This window comes from Mannheimia haemolytica, assembly GCA_900638155.1.
GTDB lineage: Bacteria > Pseudomonadota > Gammaproteobacteria > Enterobacterales > Pasteurellaceae > Mannheimia > Mannheimia glucosida.
Genome location: LR134495.1, coordinates 2,023,310 through 2,042,395 on the forward strand (window position 1 = coordinate 2,023,310; position 19,086 = coordinate 2,042,395).

Sequence of the window (19,086 nt, forward strand, 5' to 3'; positions counted from 1 at the left end):
TTTTTATTCATTACTTAGGAGAAATTATGAACACGCTATCTAAAGCGATAAAACTTGCCTTATACAGTTCTGGTATAGGGATTATCTCAACAGCTTACGCTGAAACAGTTACTCATCTTGATACCGTAGAAGTAAGTGCCGAAACGCCAAATGCCTCATCGGAAGAAACTGGACGTTATGCACAGAAAAAAGCCAAAGGCTCTAATGGAATGGCATTGAGTGCGAAAGACACGCCACAAAGCGTAACGGCTGTAACGCATCAACAAATCAGAGATCAAAATCTTAATACGATTGCCAAAGCACTTGAAGCAACTCACGGTGTTTCTGTTTCTTTACTTGACAGAGGACGCTATTCTTTCAGTGCTCGTGGTTTTGGGATTGATAAAGTCAAGGTAGATGGTATGGATCTCAAAGTAAATAACCAATGGACAACGGGCGAAAATACAGGCAACAGCGTGTTATACGACCGAGTAGAAGTTGTGCGTGGTGCTACAGGCTTAACTACTGGGGCAGGCGATCCTTCTGCAAGTGTTAATCTTGTTCGTAAACGAGCCAATAGCATTTCCCGTTATACTATTTTAGAAGCTGGAATCGGGCGTTATGCTGATTTCAATACAATGATTGACCATAGCCAAGCATTGAATAATTCAGGATCAGTAAGAGGCCGCTTTATTGCAGAGCATAAAAACGGTAATACGTTCATTAAAAATGAAAAAGAACGTTACACCACGCTTTATGGCAATATTGAAGCAGACTTAACTGACACTACCAAACTTGGGTTAGGTGTAAGCTATCAAAAAGAAAAACGTGATGCAGCACTTTGGGGTGGTTTACCCGCATTCTATAGCGATGGTGGTGAAACTAACTGGAGCAGAAGCAAAAATGCCAGTCCGGAATGGGCTTACTGGGATAATGAATCCGTAAACTATTTTGCCGATATTACACAAAAACTAGGCGAAAAATGGGAACTTGCATTAAAAGGCAATTACCGTGTAGGCAAACATAATTCAGAACTTTTCTATTTCAGCGGCTCATCACTTAATCGCCAAGATGGATTAGGTTGGTCGCCTTGGCCGGGTAAATTTAAAAATGATAATACACAATCTAATGTGCAGCTTGATCTTACCGGTTCATTCTCTGCTTGGGGATTAGAACACGATGCGGCAATCGGTATTCAATACAATCGAGCACATCGTAATTCCTACGCTGCCGATAACAGCACCTTTGACGGAGCTTTCGACTTTAATAATTGGAATGGCATTTATGCTAGACCAAACTGGGGAAGTATGTCTGAAAAATACTACCAAAACTTAAAAGAGTTCGGGGTGTATGTTTCTACCCGTTTACGTCTTACAGATAGACTTTCTATGCTTCTAGGTTCTCGTATTTCATCGTACCGCACAGAAGGCACTTTCTATGGTTCAACACAAAACTTCCACGCTAACGATGTTTGGACACCTTATGCAGGATTAACCTTTGATATTAATCCACAAAATACCGTTTATGTAAGTTATACCGATATTTTCAAACCACAAAGTCAAGTGGACATCAATAACAAACTACTCTCTCCTGTTACGGGCGAAACCTACGAAGCAGGTTGGAAAGGGAGTTATTTCAATGACAACTTGCAAACTCAAATTAGCGTATTTGAAACAAGACAAGATAATCTAGCTCAATCTGCCGGTATTAACCCTAATACATTATTAGCCTACTACACAGCCTCTAAAGGTGCGAAAGTTCGAGGCTTTGAAGTAGAAGCATCTGGAAATGTAACTGAAAAATTAAAACTCAGTGCAGGATATACTCAGTGGAAAGGCGATGATGCTTCAGGTAACCCAATTAACACAACTCAACCACGCAAACAATTTAAATTCTTTGCAACTTACGATATGAACCGTTTAGTGCAAGGTTTAACGGTAGGAGCAGGTGTAAACTGGCAAAGCAGAATTTATACCAAACACGCTACTTATGGCGAATATGGTCAAAAAGCTTACACTTTAGTGAATTTGATGGCTCGTTATCAATTTAATGACAACTTCTCAGCACAGCTTAACATTGATAACTTATTCGATAAAAAATATCGTAACGCCCTCAGCTTTAGCCAATATAGCTACGGTGAGCCATTCTATACACGCTTAAATTTACGCTATGAATTCTAATTCCGTATAACAAGCGGTCAAAAAATTAAAAAAATTTGCAATTTTAGGCAGTAATCGGTAAGGTTACTGCCTAAGTAATTTTATTATTTTTAGTTTAATTGAGGTTTACAAATGAAAGTGATTTTATTAGGTGCACCGGGTGCGGGTAAAGGTACGCAAGCTCAGTTTATTATGAATAAATTCGGTATTCCGCAAATTTCAACCGGTGATATGTTCCGTGCGGCAATTAAAGAAGGCACTGAACTTGGCAAACAAGCAAAAGCATTGATGGACGAAGGCAAGTTAGTGCCTGATGAATTAACAGTCGCCTTAGTAAAAGATCGTATTGCTCAACCGGATTGTGCGAACGGCTTCTTATTAGACGGTTTCCCACGCACCATTCCACAAGCGGATGCGTTAAAAGAGTCAGGTGTAAAAATTGATTTAGTGTTAGAGTTTGATGTAGCTGATGAAGTCATTGTTGAGCGTATGAGTGGTCGTCGTGTTCACCAACCTTCAGGGCGTACTTACCACGTGGTGTACAATCCACCGAAAGTGGAAGGCAAAGATGATGTGACTGGTGAGGATTTAATTATCCGCCAAGATGACAAACCTGAAACGGTATTAGAGCGTTTAGCGATTTACCATAAACAAACCAAACCGTTAATCGCCTACTACACCACAGAAGCAGAAGCCGGCAACACTCGTTATGAGCGTTTAGATGGAACAAAACCAGTGGAAGAAGTAAGTGCTGAGTTAGCGAAAATTTTATCTTAAATGGATTATTAAAATGAACAAGCGGTAATATTTTTCGAGAATATTACCGCTTGTTATTTGGCTTAAACACAATATTTGGTGAGCATTAAGATATCATCATAAATTGGTGAAATGAACACTTCCGGATTTTCAATCTTCATCTCCTTTGGTTTTTCTTCTAGCTTTTCTGGCTCTTTCTTATCTTTATTCTCTACCGGTTGAGTCGCTTCATTTGCCACGCTGGATTGGGTCTTATCTACCTCTAGGGTTTCTGTTTTGTTTGATTCTTGCTCTACAGCTTGAGACTCTTTCATCTCCTTAGAAACCTCAGTATTGGCAATAGGTTCTTGTGCTTTCACTTCCGCTGATTTTTCCTCAGCTTGTGATTCTATATTTTTTGACTCAATTCTTGGCTTATAAGAGGGATCAAGTAATTGATGGCTAATATCCATTTTCGGATCAAGCCAAATTGCTACAATGGCATCATTGAAAGCTTTATTAAACACATCAGAGACTACTTTATCATTTAAAATAAAATAACCTCTATCTTCTAATGCAATATAGTGCAATGTATCTTCAGGCTTAATATCTGGGAAAGTTTTTCTCAGGTGGGTAATAACCTCATCTAGCTCTTTTTCAGGTAGCTTAATGCCTAAATTATTCCAAGTTCTTGCTAAAGAAACCGCAAAATCACGTCCCTCCCACGGTTTTTTATATTGTAGAGTAAGCATTAAAGGACGTGTACCTTCTACATAGGTACCACTCTCAGTAAAAAGCGTAATATGGTAAATATTAAATGGCCCCCACGTATAATTCACATCATTAATTTTTGTCCAATTTGCATTTGCTGTTGATAAAAATAGAGAAAACAACAGCAAAAAGACCACTTTATAGCTCATTATTTTTGTGTCCTTAAATCTAAAATTCCTACGCATTATTATAGCCTTAAATATGACTCGCACACATTATAATTTTCGATATAAATTTTGTGATCAAGTTCAAAAAAATAGAAAGATTTAACAGTAAATCAACAAAAAAATGCTAGTATTTAATCAAGTAAAATTTGCAACCACTATTAGGAGTTAAATATGTTTCCAGAATTTCGAGATCTCATAACCCAATTAAAGCAAAACAATTCACATTTTGCTCGCTTATTTGATAAACATAATGAGCTAGACCAGCGTATTAAGAATATGGAGGCAAATATTGAACTGGCAACGCATGAAGAAGTTGAGGCACTAAAAAAAGAAAAATTGCATTTAAAAGACCAACTTTATGCAATTCTAAAACAAGAATCAGCTTAACCTAAAGTAAAAGCTCAGAAAATATTCTGAGCTTTAATTTCGGTCATATTAGACAATATTACAGTTTTACCGGCTCAATAATTTCACTTGGGTAGCAGCCCAGCACTTTGAGGTAGCTGGTAACTTGCTCCAATTCCGCCAATACTTTTTGGGTGTTCTCGGAATGAATATTAGCCTCTAGCTCCACATAGAACATCTCTTCCCAAGGCTTGCCGTAAATCGGGCGGGATTCCAGTTTCATCATACGAATATGGTGATTTTTGAATACCATTAACGCATCGACCAATGCACCGGCTTGTTGTGTGGTGGTCATTAACAACAACGTTTTGGTTTGTACCTGTGGCGAAACCTTCACTGCCTCTTTAGCAACCACAATAAAACGGGTGATATTGTGAGCTTGGTTTGCAATATCGGTTTTGATATTCGTCAAACCATACAATTTTCCGCCATCTTCATTGCCCAAGGCAACAATATTCGGCTTATTCAAGCGAGCCACCATTTGCATTGCGTGCGAGCTGCTTTCGCAATATTTGATATGTACTTTATCTAGCCCGGCTAAAAATTGGCTACATTGCTGAGCCGGCTGTGGGTGCGTGTAAATGGTATCCACCTCCGCCAAATCAACCGTGCCGTTTGCCAATACACAATGTTTGATTGGGTACGCCAATTCACCCACTAAGGTTAAATCGGTATGCTGCAATAAATCATACACTTCATTGATCGAACCTGAAGTCGTGTTTTCAAGCGGCAGTACGCCAAAATCGGCTTCGCCAAGGCTGACTTTCTCAAATACTTCATTAAAAGAATGGCAGCTTAATTCCGCCAATGTGCCTTGATATTTTTTGGCAAACTGGCGAGATGCCATATTGGAATAAGAGCCTCGCATTCCCAAAAACGCAATCGAAACCTGCTCTTCTTTTTGTACATTCAATTTATTTTGCAGATAATTTTGCTGAGTCAGCACCGAATCTTCAATAATACGTTGGAAAATTTGGGTCACATATTGCGGATCAAGCTGGTAATTCTCCGCTTCGGCAAAATTTACCAGCTCTTGAAGCAAAATCTTTTCCCGTTCTAAATCTCTCAAGGGTTTTTGCGTGATTTCTTTGCTCCGCACCACATCAAAGGCTAAGCGATGGCGTTCTGCCAGTAGCTTTAATAAATTGCGGTCTAGGTTGGTAATTTGGGTTCGAATATCGGCTAAATCTAAAGACATTATTTCACTCTCTGTCAGGCTAAATGCTCAAAATTATAACGAGTTGCAAAAGAAAGAAAAGACAAGCGGTCAAATTTACAAAAAAATTTGCAAATCTAACCGCTTGTAAAACGTGTTTACTTTATTGAGTGCAATCAACCGGCTCGGCATTACCTAAAATGCCTTTGTGTCTGAGCAAGGCATCAAGGGTTGGCTTACGCCCACGGAAGCGTTCAAAAAGCACCATTGGCTCTTCTGAACCGCCTCGGGTTAAGATGTTATCTAAGAAAGATTGCCCCGTTTCAGGGTTGAAAATCCCCTCTTCCTCAAAGCGTGAATAGGCATCGGCTGAAAGCACTTCCGCCCATAAATAACTGTAGTAGCCTGCCGCATAGCCGCCCGCAAAAATATGCGAGAAACTGTGTGGCGTTCTCGCCCACTCTACGCCTTTGGCAACAGCGACTTGGTCTTTCACCTCTTTAAGTAAGGCTAACACTTGTCCTTGTTTGCTTGGGTCATATTCGGTGTGTAGGCGGAAATCAAACAAGCCAAATTCTAATTGGCGAAGCACAAACATTGCCGCTTGGAAGTTTTTCGCTGCCAATAATTGCTCCAGTTTCGCTTTTGGTAACGACTCGCCTGTTTCATAATGCCCTGAAATAAAGGCTAATGCCTCTTCTTCCCAGCACCAATTCTCTAAGAATTGGCTTGGTAGTTCCACTGCGTCCCACGGCACACCGTTAATACCGGCAACATCGCCCACATCAATTTCAGTTAGCATATGGTGAATACCGTGTCCGAATTCATGGAACAAGGTAGTCACTTCATCGTGGGTAAACAATGCCGGTTTATCGCCAATCGGTTTATTGAAGTTACAAGTTAAATATGCCACCGGTTTTTGTAATGTGCCGTCAGCCAAGCGTTTTTGGTTGATACAATCGTCCATCCACGCCCCACCACGTTTATTTTCACGGGCGTATAAATCTAAGTAGAACGAACCACGCAAGCGGTCATTTTTATCAAAAATATTGAAAAAACGTACGTCTTTATGCCATACATCAACCTCTTTTTGTTCTTCCACACGCATACCAAAAATGCGTTTAATTACTTCAAATAAGCCTGATAATACGCGATTTTCCGGGAAATACGGGCGAAGTTCTTCATCATTAACTGAATACAATGCCTGTTTTTGTTTTTCGCTATAGAACGGAATATCCCATAAATCTAAATGTTCAATGCCAAAATGTTCTTTGGCAAATTTTTTCAAATCGCATAATTCATTTTTGCCTTGAGCTTTCGAGCGAGTGGCTAAATCGTTCAAGAAATCCAACACCTGTTGTGGATTTTCCGCCATTTTGGTGGCTAATGAATAATCGGAATACGTTTTGAAGCCAAGCAGTTGAGCTTTTTCGTGACGCAGTTTTAAGATCTCATCAATCACCGCACTATTATCCCATTTTCCTGCATTCGGTCCTTGATCAGAGGCACGAGTAACATAAGCACGGTACATTTCCTCACGTAGTGCTTTGTTTTCACAATAAGTCATCACCGGTAAATAACTCGGGATTTCAAGGGTGAAGCGATAACCTTTTTTGCCTTTGCTTTCTGCAGATAATTTTGCCGCTTCTAACGCTGATTCCGGTAAGCCTTTGAGCTGTGCTTCATCGGTAATCACAATATCCCAGCCCATTGTCGCATCAAGTACGTTGTTGCTAAATTGCGAGTTGAGTTCCGACAAACGGGCAGAAATTTCGCCATAGCGTTTTTGTTTCTCTGCAGGTAGTGAAATGCCGGATAATTCAAAATCTTGCAAGCTGTTTTCAATCGCCTTTTTCTGTGCAACCGAATAAGTTTCAAATTCAGGGCTGTTTTTTAACTTCACATAGCCTTGATATAACCCTTGATGTTGCCCCGCCCAAGTGCTGTATTCCGATAATAACGGCAAACACGCTTGGTAAGCCTCACGCAACTCTGGGGAATTTTTCACCGCATTCAAATGCCCTACCGGCGACCACGCACGGGAAAATTTATCCCCAGCCATTGCTTGTGGCATATAGAAATTTTCCCACGTCGGGTTTTCAATTTGTGCGACTTTTTCAACGGTTTCACGGCATTCTTTGATCACCGCTTCCACCGCTGGTTTGATATGTTCAGGTTTGATTTGTGAAAACGCAGGCAAGCCTGTGTAATTTAAAAGAGGGTTAGACATTATTTTTCCTTTTATGGTCAAAATGAAAATTCGTATCAAGATAATACACAAAGTTAGAGAGAAAAGAAAACAAGCGGTCATATTTCAATAATTTTTTGCAAAAAAATCACAAAATATGACCGCTTGTCTTTAGAATTTGACTGTATGCCCGTAACTTTCAATGATTTTTTGGATACGCTCTAAATCCTCTTTAGGCGGTGGCATTACCCCTTCCAGCTCATATTTATAGCCTAAGGTTTCCCATTTATGTGCCCCTAAGCGATGGTAAGGCAGAAGCTCCACTTTCTCAATGTTATCCATTCCTTGAATAAACTGCCCCAAACGGTGGGCGGAATCATCGTCATCAGTATAGCCCGGCACGACCACATAGCGAACCCAAGTCGGTTTATTTAATTTGTGTAGATAACGGGCAAAATCAAGGGTACGCTTATTCGACACCCCGACTAAATCTTGGTGAACTTCATCATTGAGCTGTTTTAAATCCAGCAAGACCAAATCGGTCACTTCAAGCATTTCATCAACCACCGGGCTATAATGGCGAACAAAACCATTGGTATCTAAGCAGGTATTAATGCCCTCCGCTTTACAAGCACGAAACCAATCCCGCACAAACTCCATTTGCAACACCGCTTCCCCACCCGAAGCTGTCACACCACCGCCTGTTGCTTTCATAAAATGCTTATAAGTCGTGACTTCTTTCATCAGCTCTTCAACCGTAATTTCTTTGCCGCCATCAAGATCCCAAGTATCACGATTATGACAATATTTGCACCGCATCAAACAGCCTTGCAAGAACAGAATAAAACGAATCCCCGGTCCATCTACCGTACCGCAGGATTCAAAAGAATGGATACGTCCAACAACAGACATTTGTCACCTCAACCCTCAAAAAATTTTGAGAAATTGTAGCAAATTTTTATGTTGTTCGCAGAAATAAATCACGCTGGTATATTTTAAGAAAGGAGAAATTCATACTATTTTTTTGCCTATTTCAGGAATAGGCTTTTATTAATCTATTGACTCCATCAACATATCAACCGAATTGTTTAAATTTTTGCATTTTTTAAAGCTATTTCGACCGCTTGCAAGCGGTCGGTTTTTCTGAAAAATTTACAAATCTAGCCGGCGTGGTACTTGGCGGCGACCTCTTTTACCAGTAAATCGAAATCGCTTTCGTAGGTGAGATCCTGCTTGACCCGGTATTTTTCAAATTCGCTGAGGGCGAAAGATTTAGCGATTTCAGCGGTAACTTTGCCGGCATCTTGTAAGATTTCTCGGTCGGTGGCGGCAAGAAAGCGGTTAAGGCGGGTTTCCCAGTCTGCCATTGTCATCGGAATTTGGCGTTCTGCCATATCTTCTGCCATATCCAAATAGGCAGAGACAAGCCGTTGTAATTGTGCCAATTCGTTATCCGATAAATAATTTTTGGCAACCACCACATCGAAGGGATAAATTTTGCCTTGCGGAGCGTCTTTCCAATTCGTTAGACCCATATTCGGTTTTTCAGCGTTCGCTCGTGTCATAATTAGCTCGGCGGCGGTATGACCGTGAATTGCCCAATGGAGCTTGTTCTGCACGGTGGCAAAAAAGCGTTTGGTGGCGGTAGCGGTGCGGTCGTAGTCCACAGCGGTGGCGTAAATGTCTGTGATTTTTTGGTAGAACTTGCGTTCGGATAACCGAATTTCCCGAATGCGGGCAAGCTGTTCTTCAAAATATTTTTTGCCCAAAATCGTGCCGTCATTTTTCAGCCGTTCATCGTCCATCGCAAAACCTTTAATCGCAAAACTCTGCACAATTTCGGTCGCCCATTTGCGGAACTGAACTGCTCGCTCGGAATTGACTTTATAACCCACCGCAATAATCGCCGAGAGGTTGTAATGCTTGGTGTGGTAGTTTTTGCCATCTTGGGCAGTTATCCAAAAAAATTGGATAACTGAATTTTCAGCTAACTCATTGTCACTAAAGATTTTTTTGAGATGATAGCTGATGGTTCGTACATCAACATCATACAATACCGCCATCATTTTTTGGCTGAGCCAGACATTTTCATCGGCGTAAACAGCATCAACTTGGCTTTCGCCGGTGGCAGTAATAAAAGTCAGGTATTCCGCCACAGAGGAACGAATTAAATCTTGCTTAGACATCTATCTCTCCCATATAGAATACTGTAATTATAAACAATATTACGGACGCTGTGTCAATGAATAGCCAATTTTTCGAGCGAGATCACAAAAAAACCGCTTGCGGCATAAATGCTACAAGCGGTTGATTATTACTCACAAAATTGTTTCCAATTTTGTTCGCTCCTACGGAGCCGTTGGCAAAGCCAACGCTCAAAACGCAATGCGTTTTGTGGCTAAAAGTTTTGTAAATTGTAATTACATACTTTCAGTGAAGGTGCGGGTAATTACGTCCATTTGTTGCTCTTTGGTTAAAGAGTTGAAACGTACCGCATAGCCTGAAACACGAATCGTTAATTGCGGATATTTTTCAGGGTGTTCTACTGCATCTAATAATGTATCACGGTTTAACACGTTCACATTTAAGTGCTGACCGCCTTCTACAGTTGCTTCGTGGTGGAAGTAGCCGTCCATTAAGCCAGCAAGGTTACGTTTTTGGGCTTCGTAATCTTTACCTAACGCATTTGGTACGATAGAGAAGGTATAAGAAATACCATCTTTCGCATAGGCAAACGGTAATTTCGCCACAGAAGTTAATGAAGCTACCGCACCTTTTTGGTCACGACCGTGCATTGGATTAGCACCCGGTCCGAATGGAGCGCCTGAGCGACGACCGTCCGGTGTATTACCTGTTTTCTTACCGTAAACCACATTAGATGTGATAGTAAGTACAGACTGAGTTGGCGTTGCGTTGCGGTATGTTTTGAGTTTTTGAATTTTCTTCATAAAACGTTCAACTAAATCAACAGCAATGTCGTCCACACGGTTATCGTTGTTACCGAATTGTGGATATTCACCCTCAATTTCAAAGTCAGTTGCTACATTTTTCGCTACACCAATCACTTCGCCAGCTTTGTTTTTGATTTCAATATCGGTACGGATTGGTTTTACTTTCGCATATTTAATGGCTGAAAGTGAGTCTGCCGCTACTGAAAGCCCTGCGATACCACATGCCATTGTGCGGAACACATCACGGTCGTGAAGTGCCATTAATGCCGCTTCGTATGCATATTTATCGTGCATAAAGTGGATAATGTTCAGTGCCGTCACATATTGGGTTGCAAGCCAATCCATAAAGCTGTCTAAGCGAGTCATTACATCATCGTAATCTAAGTATTCACTTGTAATTGCTTCAGTTTTAGGCCCTACTTGGTCGCCTGATTTCTCATCAACACCGCCATTGATTGCGTATAACAAGGTTTTCGCTAAGTTTGCACGAGCGCCGAAGAACTGCATCATTTTACCCACGATCATTGGTGATACACAGCACGCAATCGCATAGTCATCGTTTTGGAAATCCGGACGCATTAAGTCATCGTTTTCATATTGAACCGATGAAGTATCAATAGAAACTTTTGCACAGTAGCGTTTGAACGCTTCCGGTAATTGTTCAGACCAAAGAATAGTTAAGTTTGGCTCCGGTGACGGTCCCATTGTGTAAAGGGTGTGTAAAATACGGAAGCTGTTTTTGGTTACTAAGGTACGACCGTCTAAACCCATACCGGCTAAGGTTTCGGTTGCCCACATTGGGTCGCCTGAGAATAATTGATCGTATTCCGGAGTACGCAGGAAACGCACCATACGCAATTTCATTACTAAATGGTCGATTAACTCTTGGGCTTCTTGCTCGGTAATTTTGCCGGCTTTTAAGTCACGTTCGATATAAATATCTAAGAATGAAGATACACGACCGAAAGACATCGCCGCACCGTTTTGCGATTTTACCGCTGCAAGGTAAGCGAAATATGTCCATTGCACCGCTTCTTGTGCATTGGTTGCCGGACCTGAAATATCAAAACCGTAGCTTGCAGCCATCTCTTTCATTTTGCCTAAAGCACGGTGTTGCTCGGCAATTTCTTCACGCAGTTGAATCGTGGCTTGAATATCTTCGCCGGATTCTAAACGGGCTTGTAATGAGGCAAACTGGCGTTGTTTGTCTTTCATTAAGAAGTCTGCACCATAAAGTGCCATACGGCGGTAGTCACCGATGATACGACCACGACCATAAGCATCCGGCAAACCAGTAATTACACCTGATTTACGGCAGCGTAAAATATCTGGAGTGTAAACATCGAATACCCCTTGGTTATGGGTTTTGCGGTATTCAGTGAAGATTTGTTCGACTTCAGGTTTAAGCTCACGGCGATAAACTTTGCACGAACCTTTTACCATATTGATACCACCAAACGGCATAATGGCACGTTTTAATGGAGCATCTGTTTGCAGACCAACGATTTTTTCTAACGATTTATCAATATAACCCGGTGCGTGTGAGGTAATGGTTGATGGCGTGTCGCAGTCAATATCATACGGCTCGTGTGTTTTGTTTTCTACTTTGATCATTTCCATCACCTCTGCCCACAATTTGCTGGTTGCAGGTGTTACTTCAGCTAGGAAAGACTCATCACCCTCATAAGGTGTGTAGTTTTTTTGGATAAAATCACGTACATTTACTTCAGTTTGCCACTCACCTGCGGCAAAACCTTCCCACGCTTTTTGTTGAGCGTCTGTTAGTTGAGTCATTTTAAGTCCTCTGTGTTAGTAAGTTAAAACGGGAAAGCGGTGATTTTTTGCAAAAAATTTGCAAAATTTGACCGCTTGATTCTGAAATCTTAGTGCTTTCTAATGTATAAGAACCACTGCATTAAACCGATGAAAAACACACCGCCGACAACATTACCCAGAGTTGCCGGAATTAGGTTCTTAAACACAAAATGATATACATCTAAATCGGCAAATTGCGTTGGGTCAACATTAATTGCCGTCCAAAATTCAGGGCTTGCAAAGTGAGAAATTGCAATTCCCATCGGAATCATAAACATATTTGCCACACAGTGTTCAAAGCCGGAAGCCACAAACATTGCAATCGGTAACATCATAATAAAGGCTTTATCGGTTAGGCTTTTACCTGCATAAGACATCCACACCGCAATGCAGACCATAATGTTACAGAAAATACCTAAACAGAATGCCTCAAACCATTGGTGGTGAATTTTGTGCTGTGCGGTATTTAAAATGACCAAGCCCCATTGCCCTTTGGCTGCCATAATCTGACCACTGAACCAAATCAACAATACAATGGAAATCGCCCCAACAAAGTTACCGAAATACACCACTACCCAGTTTTTAAACATCTGTAACCAGTTAATTCTTTGGCTGGCTCTGGCTACAATCGTAAGTGTTGATGAGGTAAAAAGTTCTGCCCCAAACACCACACACATAATCACGCCGAGTGAAAATACCAAACCACCAATCAGTTTAGCCATACCCCAAGGCATTTGGCTCGCACCCACTTGGGTTGTGGTATAAAATACAAATGCTATTGCAATAAAACCGCCCGCAGTAATGGCAGAGAGAAAGGAATATAATTGATTTTTTGTTGCTTTATAAACCGCACCATCTTCTGCGATTTTTGCCATTTCAGCAGGAGAAAACATCAGACAACCTTAACAATGAGAATTGAAAAACCGATATATTATGTAGAAATTATAGACCTCTTGAGATAATCTTCAAATAAAAATATTACACAATCAGAGGTATTTCGATGTCTTTTTTTGATATAGAACAAAATCCATAAAAAACACAACATTCAAGAAAATTTATAGCTACATTTTAATAACAAACCAACTACAATTTTATGACAGAATATCTCACTTCCTTTTTCAGTTTATTCTTTTCCGAACAAAATCAACTCTTTACTATGTTTCTGAGTGGATTTCTAAGCGCTACCCTCTTACCCGGAAATTCTGAAATTATCTTCACTACCTTAGCAAGCCAACATCTCATCACTTATGGCTCTTTATCCTCATTTTCACTGTTCAATTTACTCTTGGTTGCAACCTTAGGTAATAGTTTAGGTAGCATAACCACTTATGCGATAGGGCTATTACTCCCTCGCCCACAGAATACTACCAATCGTTATTCACAATGGGCATTAGCCAAAAGTGAAAAATATGGCGTGTTAGTCTTGCTTTTTAGTTGGTTACCGATTGTAGGCGATATTTTCTGTGGCATTGCCGGCTGGCTACGGTTTAGCCTTTGGCAAAGCATTCTCTTTATTGTGATTGGGAAATTGTTACGTTATCTGTTTTTGCTGGCAACCCTCTATTCGGTGTTACCGCATATTTTATAGAAAACAAAAGCGGCTGTTTTGCAAAAAATTTTACAAAAACAACCGCTTGTGCTTTATAAGTTTCTTAACGCTTCAATACGTTTTTCTAACGGAGGGTGGCTCATAAACAACTCTTTACCACGGCTACCGTTAATCATAAAGGCAGCCAAAGAGCCTTCCATTTCTTGCGGTTCGTGAACACGTTGCAAGCGTTGTAATGCCGCAATCATTTTCTCTTTACCGACTAATTGAGCAGAGCCTGCATCTGCACGAAATTCACGTTGGCGAGAGAACCACATTGCAATCATTGTTGCTAACACACCAAATACCATTTGTAGCACAATATCCACCACCCAGAACACTAGCGTGTTAGTGCTTGAATTGCCATTTTCATCACGTGAACTTGCCGCCATTGTCGAAATAATACGAGCTAAGAAAATGACGAAAGTATTTAGCACGCCTTGTAATAAGGTCATTGTAACCATATCGCCATTCGCAATGTGCGCCACTTCGTGTGCTACTACCGCTTCAGCTTCGTCTTTAGTCATTGAATTCAGCAAGCCGGTGCTGACTGCAACTAAAGAATTACTTTTCGTTGCTCCTGTAGCGAATGCATTTACATCAGCCGAATGGTAAATCGCAATGTCCGGCATTGGGATATTCGCTTGCTGAGCCTGACGTTGTACAGTGTTGAATAACCATTGCTCCGCTTCGTTACGAGGCTGTGTAATCACCTCTGCCCCAACCGAACGCAATGCCATTGATTTCGACATAAATAGCGAAATTAAAGACCCACTGAAACCGAAGACTAACGAAAGCACCAAAATACCGGCAGTGCTTTGCCCTTGAATGCCGGTCACTTTAAAAATAAGGTTTAATACGATCCCTAAAACAAAGGTAATCGCTAAGTTAGTTAATAAAAATAGAATGACACGTTTTGCCATAATGTTTTAAATCTCCAAATATAGATGCAATAATTGCCCAAATAAGATAATGACTTTGTGCTTAATTTCAAGTCATTATTTACAATTATTCCCACAAATTTAACTGTTTATTCACTTTTTTCTCGGGAAAGTGAACATTTAGACCAATTAGTCGGATCTTTCGTTCCTTTCTTCTAGTAAAAATTTGCTGTAATAGCTCGCCAAATCGTACATAGGCAAAGCCATCGGTGGTTCGCTCAAGCGTGGTTTGGCTAAAATCATCAAACTTTAATTTAATCCCTAACTTTTTGAACTCGTTTAACGGCATATCGCCCCAATTTCGTTGCAAGCGAAACACCAGTTTGTCGAATAAATCTGCCACAATCTTTTCCGCTTGTTCAAGAGTTGAAATATCGTGCAACAGCGTATTTTCCACCGCCAGCGATTTTCTTTCACGATAAGGCTCTACCGCTCGTTCATCAATGCCGTGGCTAAAATCCCAAAGCCGTTGCCCAAATTTGCCAAACTCTCGGTAAATAACCGCTTTTTCTGCTTGCTGAATATCGCCACAAGTTTCAAAACCGAGCTGCTTTAGCTTTTCATTGGTTACTTTTCCCACACCCGGAATCTTCGCAAGCGGTAGATTTTTCACAAAATTTTGCACTTCATCAGGGGTAATCACACATTGCCCGTTGGGTTTGTTTTGATCGGAGGCAATTTTTGCCAAAAACTTAAGCGGAGCCACCCCAGCCGAGGCGGTTAAATGCAATTCATTGAAAATATCGTTACGGATTGCTTGAGCAATCCAAGTGGCGGAGCCAAAATAGCGTTCGCATTCACTTACATCTAAATAGGCTTCATCAAGCGACAAAGCCTCTATCACATCTGTATAGCGATGAAAAATTTCGTGAATTTGGGCGGAAACTGCTTTATACAACGCCATATTCACCGGCAATAAAATTAAATTCGGGCATTTTTTTAACGCTGTGGCGGTTGCCATCGCACTGTGTAAGCCGAATTTTCGAGCCTCGTAATTACAAGTTGTCAGCACACCCCGTTGATTGGCATTGCCTCCCACCGCCACCGGTTTGCCGACCAACGCCGGGTTTTCCCGCATTTCGACCGCTGCATAAAAACAATCCATATCAATATGGATAATTTTTCGCTGATGTTTAGCTTGGCTCGGCATTTGCAATATTTTCCCTAAAAACGACCGCTTGCAATACAAATAACTGTATATAAAAACAGTTTTATTTTATGCCCTTATTGTTAGAATTTCAAGTTTAAAAATAACGATAAAAAGGATAAAAAATGCTCTACGGTTTAGCCATTGTGCTGATTCCACTTTTTCTCGGCTACTTAATTACCCTTAAAAACCACCGCTATATGGCAATAGTAAACAGAGTGGTCAGCCTCTGCCTTTACTTGATTTTATTAGTGATGGGGATTTCACTCGGGCAAATTGACAACATTCTCACCGAGCTGCCACAAATTGGCAGTACGGCGTTTAGTTTAGTGGCGATTTTACTCCTTTCAAACATTATCGGCTTGGTGATTTACGACAAATTACAGCCGATGAAAAGAGACAAAGTCAATCAAGATCAACTCCCTTCCCGCCTGCATTTGTTGATTGATTCCTTTAAATTAATCGGCATTACCTTATTAGGCGGGTTCATTGGCTATTTCACCAAAGGCGTAGTGGATTTCCCTCTGCACGCCAGTACCTATGTGTTAGAAGTCATGATTTTTGGGGTAGGGATTCAACTGCGAAACAGCGGTATTCCTCTGCGTGAAGTATTCTTTAACAAGCGGGGAATTTATACCTCGATTGTAATGGTGGCAAGTTCCCTGATTGGTGGCGTGATTTCGGCATTCGCCTTAGATTTATCCCTTGCTAAAGGATTAACCTTTGCCTCTGCATTCGGTTGGTATTCCCTTTCAAGCGTGTTGGTAAACGATGCTTGGGGCCCGATTTACGGCAGTATTGCCTTTTTTAACGACATCTCGCGTGAAATTTTATGCCTATTTTTAGTGCCGCTGTTTATGCGTCAATTTCCGTCCACAGCAGTCGGTATTGGCGGTGCAACCTCGCTGGATTGTATGCTCCCTATTATTCAAAAATCGGGCGGTATTCAAATTGTGCCGCTGGCAATCAGCTTCGGCTTTATTGTTAATTTAGCCGCTCCATTGTTATTAGCCGTTTTTATCGGGCTGGAAGGATAAATCACAAGCGGTGATTTTTATCCCACTTTTTGCAAAAATGGAATAAAAATCACCGCTTGTTTGCTTTTATTTATCCATCTTCACTGAATTTTCCGCTATAATCCTTAAGTTTTCCCCGAAACTTGGGATGTTTATTTTCAAAAGGATAATTTTATGATGCGTTCTCACTACTGCGGTGCATTAAACCGCTCACACGTTGGACAAGCTGTTACCCTTAGCGGCTGGGTTCATCGTGTTCGTAACCTTGGTCGTTTTATTTTTATGCAAATTCGTGATCGTGAAGGAATTGTACAGGTGTTCTTTGATGAAAAAGACGAAGTGCTGTTCAAACAAGCCTCCGCTCTGCGTTCAGAAGCTTGCGTGCAAATTCAAGGTGAAGTGATTGCCCGTGATGAGTCGCAAATCAACCGTGAAATGGCAACCGGTGAAATTGAAGTATTGGTTAAAAACTTGGTGGTTTATAACAATGCCGAAGTATTGCCGTTAGACTTCAACCAAAATAATACCGAAGAACAGCGTTTGAAATATCGCTATTTGGATTTACGCCGTCCGGAAATGGCAGAAAAGCTCAAAACCCGTGCAAAAATCACCAGTTTTGTCCGCCGTTTTATGGACGATAACGGTTTCTTAGACATTGAAACCCCAATGCTGACCAAAGCCACCCCTGAAGGTGCGAGAGATTACCTCGTGCCAAGCCGTGTGCATAAAGGCAAATTCTATGCCCTACCGCAATCACCGCAGTTATTTAAACAGTTGCTGATGATGTCGGGTTTCGACCGTTATTACCAAATCGTGAAATGTTTCCGTGATGAAGATTTGCGTGCCGACCGCCAGCCGGAATTTACCCAAATCGATGTGGAAACCAGCTTTATGACCGCCGAAGAAGTGCGTGCGTTAATGGAAGCAATGATCCACGGCTTATGGAAAGAGACCTTAGGCGTTGATCTCGGTAAATTCCCAATGATGACGTGGAATGAAGCAATGACCCGTTTTGGTTCAGACAAACCGGATTTGCGTAACCCACTGGAAATGGTTGATGTGGCAGATATTTTAAAATCGGTTGATTTTAAAGTATTCAGCGGCCCGGCAAACGACCCGAAAGGGCGTGTGGTGGCACTTCGTGTGCCAAACGGTGCGGCTCTAACCCGTAAAAATATTGATGACTACACCCAATTTGTCGGGATTTACGGGGCAAAAGGCTTAGCTTGGTTAAAAGTGAATGATGTGAACGCCGGTTTAGAAGGCATTCAAAGCCCGATTGCCAAATTCTTAAATGAAGAGGTGCTAAAAGCCTTATTTGCACGTTTAAACGTTCAAAAAGACGATATTATCTTCTTCGGTGCGGATAACTGGCACGTTGCGACCAATGCGATTGGTGCGTTACGCTTAAAAGTGGGGAATGATCTAGGTTTAACCGATACCACAGCGTGGAAACCATTATGGGTGATTGATTTCCCAATGTTTGAACGTGATGACGAGGGCAACTTATCGGCAATGCACCACCCGTTCACTTCACCGAAAGAATTATCGCCGGAAGAATTAGTGCAAGATCCGGAAAATGCTGTTGCAAACGCTTACGATATCGTGATTAACGGCTACGAAGTAGGTGGCGGCTCGGTGCGGATTTTCAGCCAGCAGATGCAACAAACCGTGTTCAGCATTTTAGGCATTAACGAAGAAGAGCAAAAAGAGAAATTCGGTTTCTTATTAGATGCGTTAAAATTCGGCACTCCGCCACACGCAGGTCTAGCCTTCGGTTTAGACCGCTTAACGATGTTGATTACCGGCACCGACAATATTCGTGATGTGATCGCTTTCCCGAAAACCACCGCTGCGGCGTGTTTAATGACGGAAGCACCAAGTTATGCGAATCCAAAAGCTCTGGAAGAGTTAGCAATCCGTACAATTCCACAGGAATAATCTTGTAGGGGCGAATCATTATTCGCCCTTTTTATTTTAACAAGCGGTCGAAAAAGAGAAATGCTTTGCAAAATAGTAATCGCAAAATTATTCTCTAAATAATATAGTAAAGACTCTTTTCTCCTCT

At 41.3% G+C, this 19,086-nt stretch carries 15 protein-coding genes; 6 read left to right on the top strand and 9 right to left on the bottom strand.

Annotated elements, in window-relative coordinates; translation table 11 throughout:
• Positions 1-26 precede the first annotated feature (26 nt).
• Together EL242_RS09890 and adk are read left to right on the top strand one after the other, a co-directional pair.
• Positions 27-2,159: a TonB-dependent siderophore receptor gene (locus EL242_RS09890; protein WP_126302450.1), complete on the top strand. Its 2,133-nt coding sequence runs from the start codon at positions 27-29 to the stop codon at positions 2,157-2,159.
• Between the two features lie 111 nt (positions 2,160-2,270).
• Positions 2,271-2,915, top strand: a complete 645-nt coding sequence (adk, locus tag EL242_RS09895) for an adenylate kinase (protein WP_126302451.1) — start codon at positions 2,271-2,273, stop codon at positions 2,913-2,915.
• Between the two features lie 62 nt (positions 2,916-2,977).
• On the opposite strand, the gene EL242_RS09900 is transcribed toward adk, so the two are convergent.
• Entirely contained in the window at positions 2,978-3,793 is an 816-nt protein-coding gene (locus tag EL242_RS09900) for a dihydroorotate dehydrogenase (protein ID WP_126302452.1), read from the bottom strand.
• Positions 3,794-3,982: 189 nt separating this feature from the next.
• On the opposite strand from EL242_RS09900, the gene EL242_RS09905 reads away from it, so the two are divergent.
• The gene (locus tag EL242_RS09905; RefSeq protein WP_006250034.1) at positions 3,983-4,198 is read left to right on the top strand and encodes a YdcH family protein; all 216 of its coding nucleotides are present in this window, start codon (positions 3,983-3,985) and stop codon (positions 4,196-4,198) included.
• A 58-nt stretch (positions 4,199-4,256) separates the two neighbouring features.
• Here EL242_RS09905 and EL242_RS09910 read toward each other — a convergent pair whose 3' ends face one another.
• From EL242_RS09910 to focA, 6 genes are all read right to left on the bottom strand, one after another.
• Positions 4,257-5,414 (bottom strand): chorismate mutase, encoded by a 1,158-nt coding sequence (locus tag EL242_RS09910; protein WP_126302453.1) that lies wholly within the window; start codon positions 5,412-5,414, stop codon positions 4,257-4,259.
• Positions 5,415-5,535: 121 nt separating this feature from the next.
• Positions 5,536-7,602, bottom strand: coding sequence for an oligopeptidase A (prlC, locus tag EL242_RS09915; RefSeq protein ID WP_126302454.1), 2,067 nt, complete (start codon positions 7,600-7,602; stop codon positions 5,536-5,538).
• Positions 7,603-7,731: 129 nt separating this feature from the next.
• Entirely contained in the window at positions 7,732-8,472 is a 741-nt protein-coding gene (gene pflA, locus EL242_RS09920) for a pyruvate formate lyase 1-activating protein (RefSeq protein ID WP_044426939.1), read from the bottom strand.
• Positions 8,473-8,720: 248 nt separating this feature from the next.
• On the bottom strand, positions 8,721-9,746 hold the full coding sequence (locus tag EL242_RS09925) for a virulence RhuM family protein (protein ID WP_126302455.1): 1,026 nt from the start codon (positions 9,744-9,746) through the stop codon (positions 8,721-8,723).
• Positions 9,747-9,980: 234 nt separating this feature from the next.
• A complete protein-coding gene (gene pflB, locus EL242_RS09930) occupies positions 9,981-12,305 on the bottom strand; it encodes a formate C-acetyltransferase (protein WP_126302456.1) in 2,325 nt (774 codons plus the stop codon).
• Positions 12,306-12,394: 89 nt separating this feature from the next.
• The gene (focA, locus tag EL242_RS09935) at positions 12,395-13,219 is read right to left on the bottom strand and encodes a formate transporter FocA (RefSeq protein WP_126302457.1); all 825 of its coding nucleotides are present in this window, start codon (positions 13,217-13,219) and stop codon (positions 12,395-12,397) included.
• A 200-nt stretch (positions 13,220-13,419) separates the two neighbouring features.
• Between focA and EL242_RS09940 the strand changes: the two genes are divergently transcribed.
• Entirely contained in the window at positions 13,420-13,914 is a 495-nt protein-coding gene (locus EL242_RS09940; RefSeq protein ID WP_006253683.1) for a YqaA family protein, read from the top strand.
• A gap of 53 nt (positions 13,915-13,967) precedes the next feature.
• Here EL242_RS09940 and htpX read toward each other — a convergent pair whose 3' ends face one another.
• Together htpX and dinB are read right to left on the bottom strand one after the other, a co-directional pair.
• On the bottom strand, positions 13,968-14,837 hold the full coding sequence (gene htpX, locus EL242_RS09945) for a protease HtpX (protein WP_006253684.1): 870 nt from the start codon (positions 14,835-14,837) through the stop codon (positions 13,968-13,970).
• An 85-nt stretch (positions 14,838-14,922) separates the two neighbouring features.
• Entirely contained in the window at positions 14,923-16,005 is a 1,083-nt protein-coding gene (gene dinB, locus EL242_RS09950; protein WP_126302458.1) for a DNA polymerase IV, read from the bottom strand.
• A 122-nt stretch (positions 16,006-16,127) separates the two neighbouring features.
• On the opposite strand from dinB, the gene EL242_RS09955 reads away from it, so the two are divergent.
• Positions 16,128-17,039: a lysine exporter LysO family protein gene (locus EL242_RS09955; RefSeq protein ID WP_126302459.1), complete on the top strand. Its 912-nt coding sequence runs from the start codon at positions 16,128-16,130 to the stop codon at positions 17,037-17,039.
• Between the two features lie 153 nt (positions 17,040-17,192).
• Positions 17,193-18,959: an aspartate--tRNA ligase gene (gene aspS, locus EL242_RS09960; RefSeq protein WP_126302460.1), complete on the top strand. Its 1,767-nt coding sequence runs from the start codon at positions 17,193-17,195 to the stop codon at positions 18,957-18,959.
• Positions 18,960-19,086 lie beyond the last annotated feature (127 nt).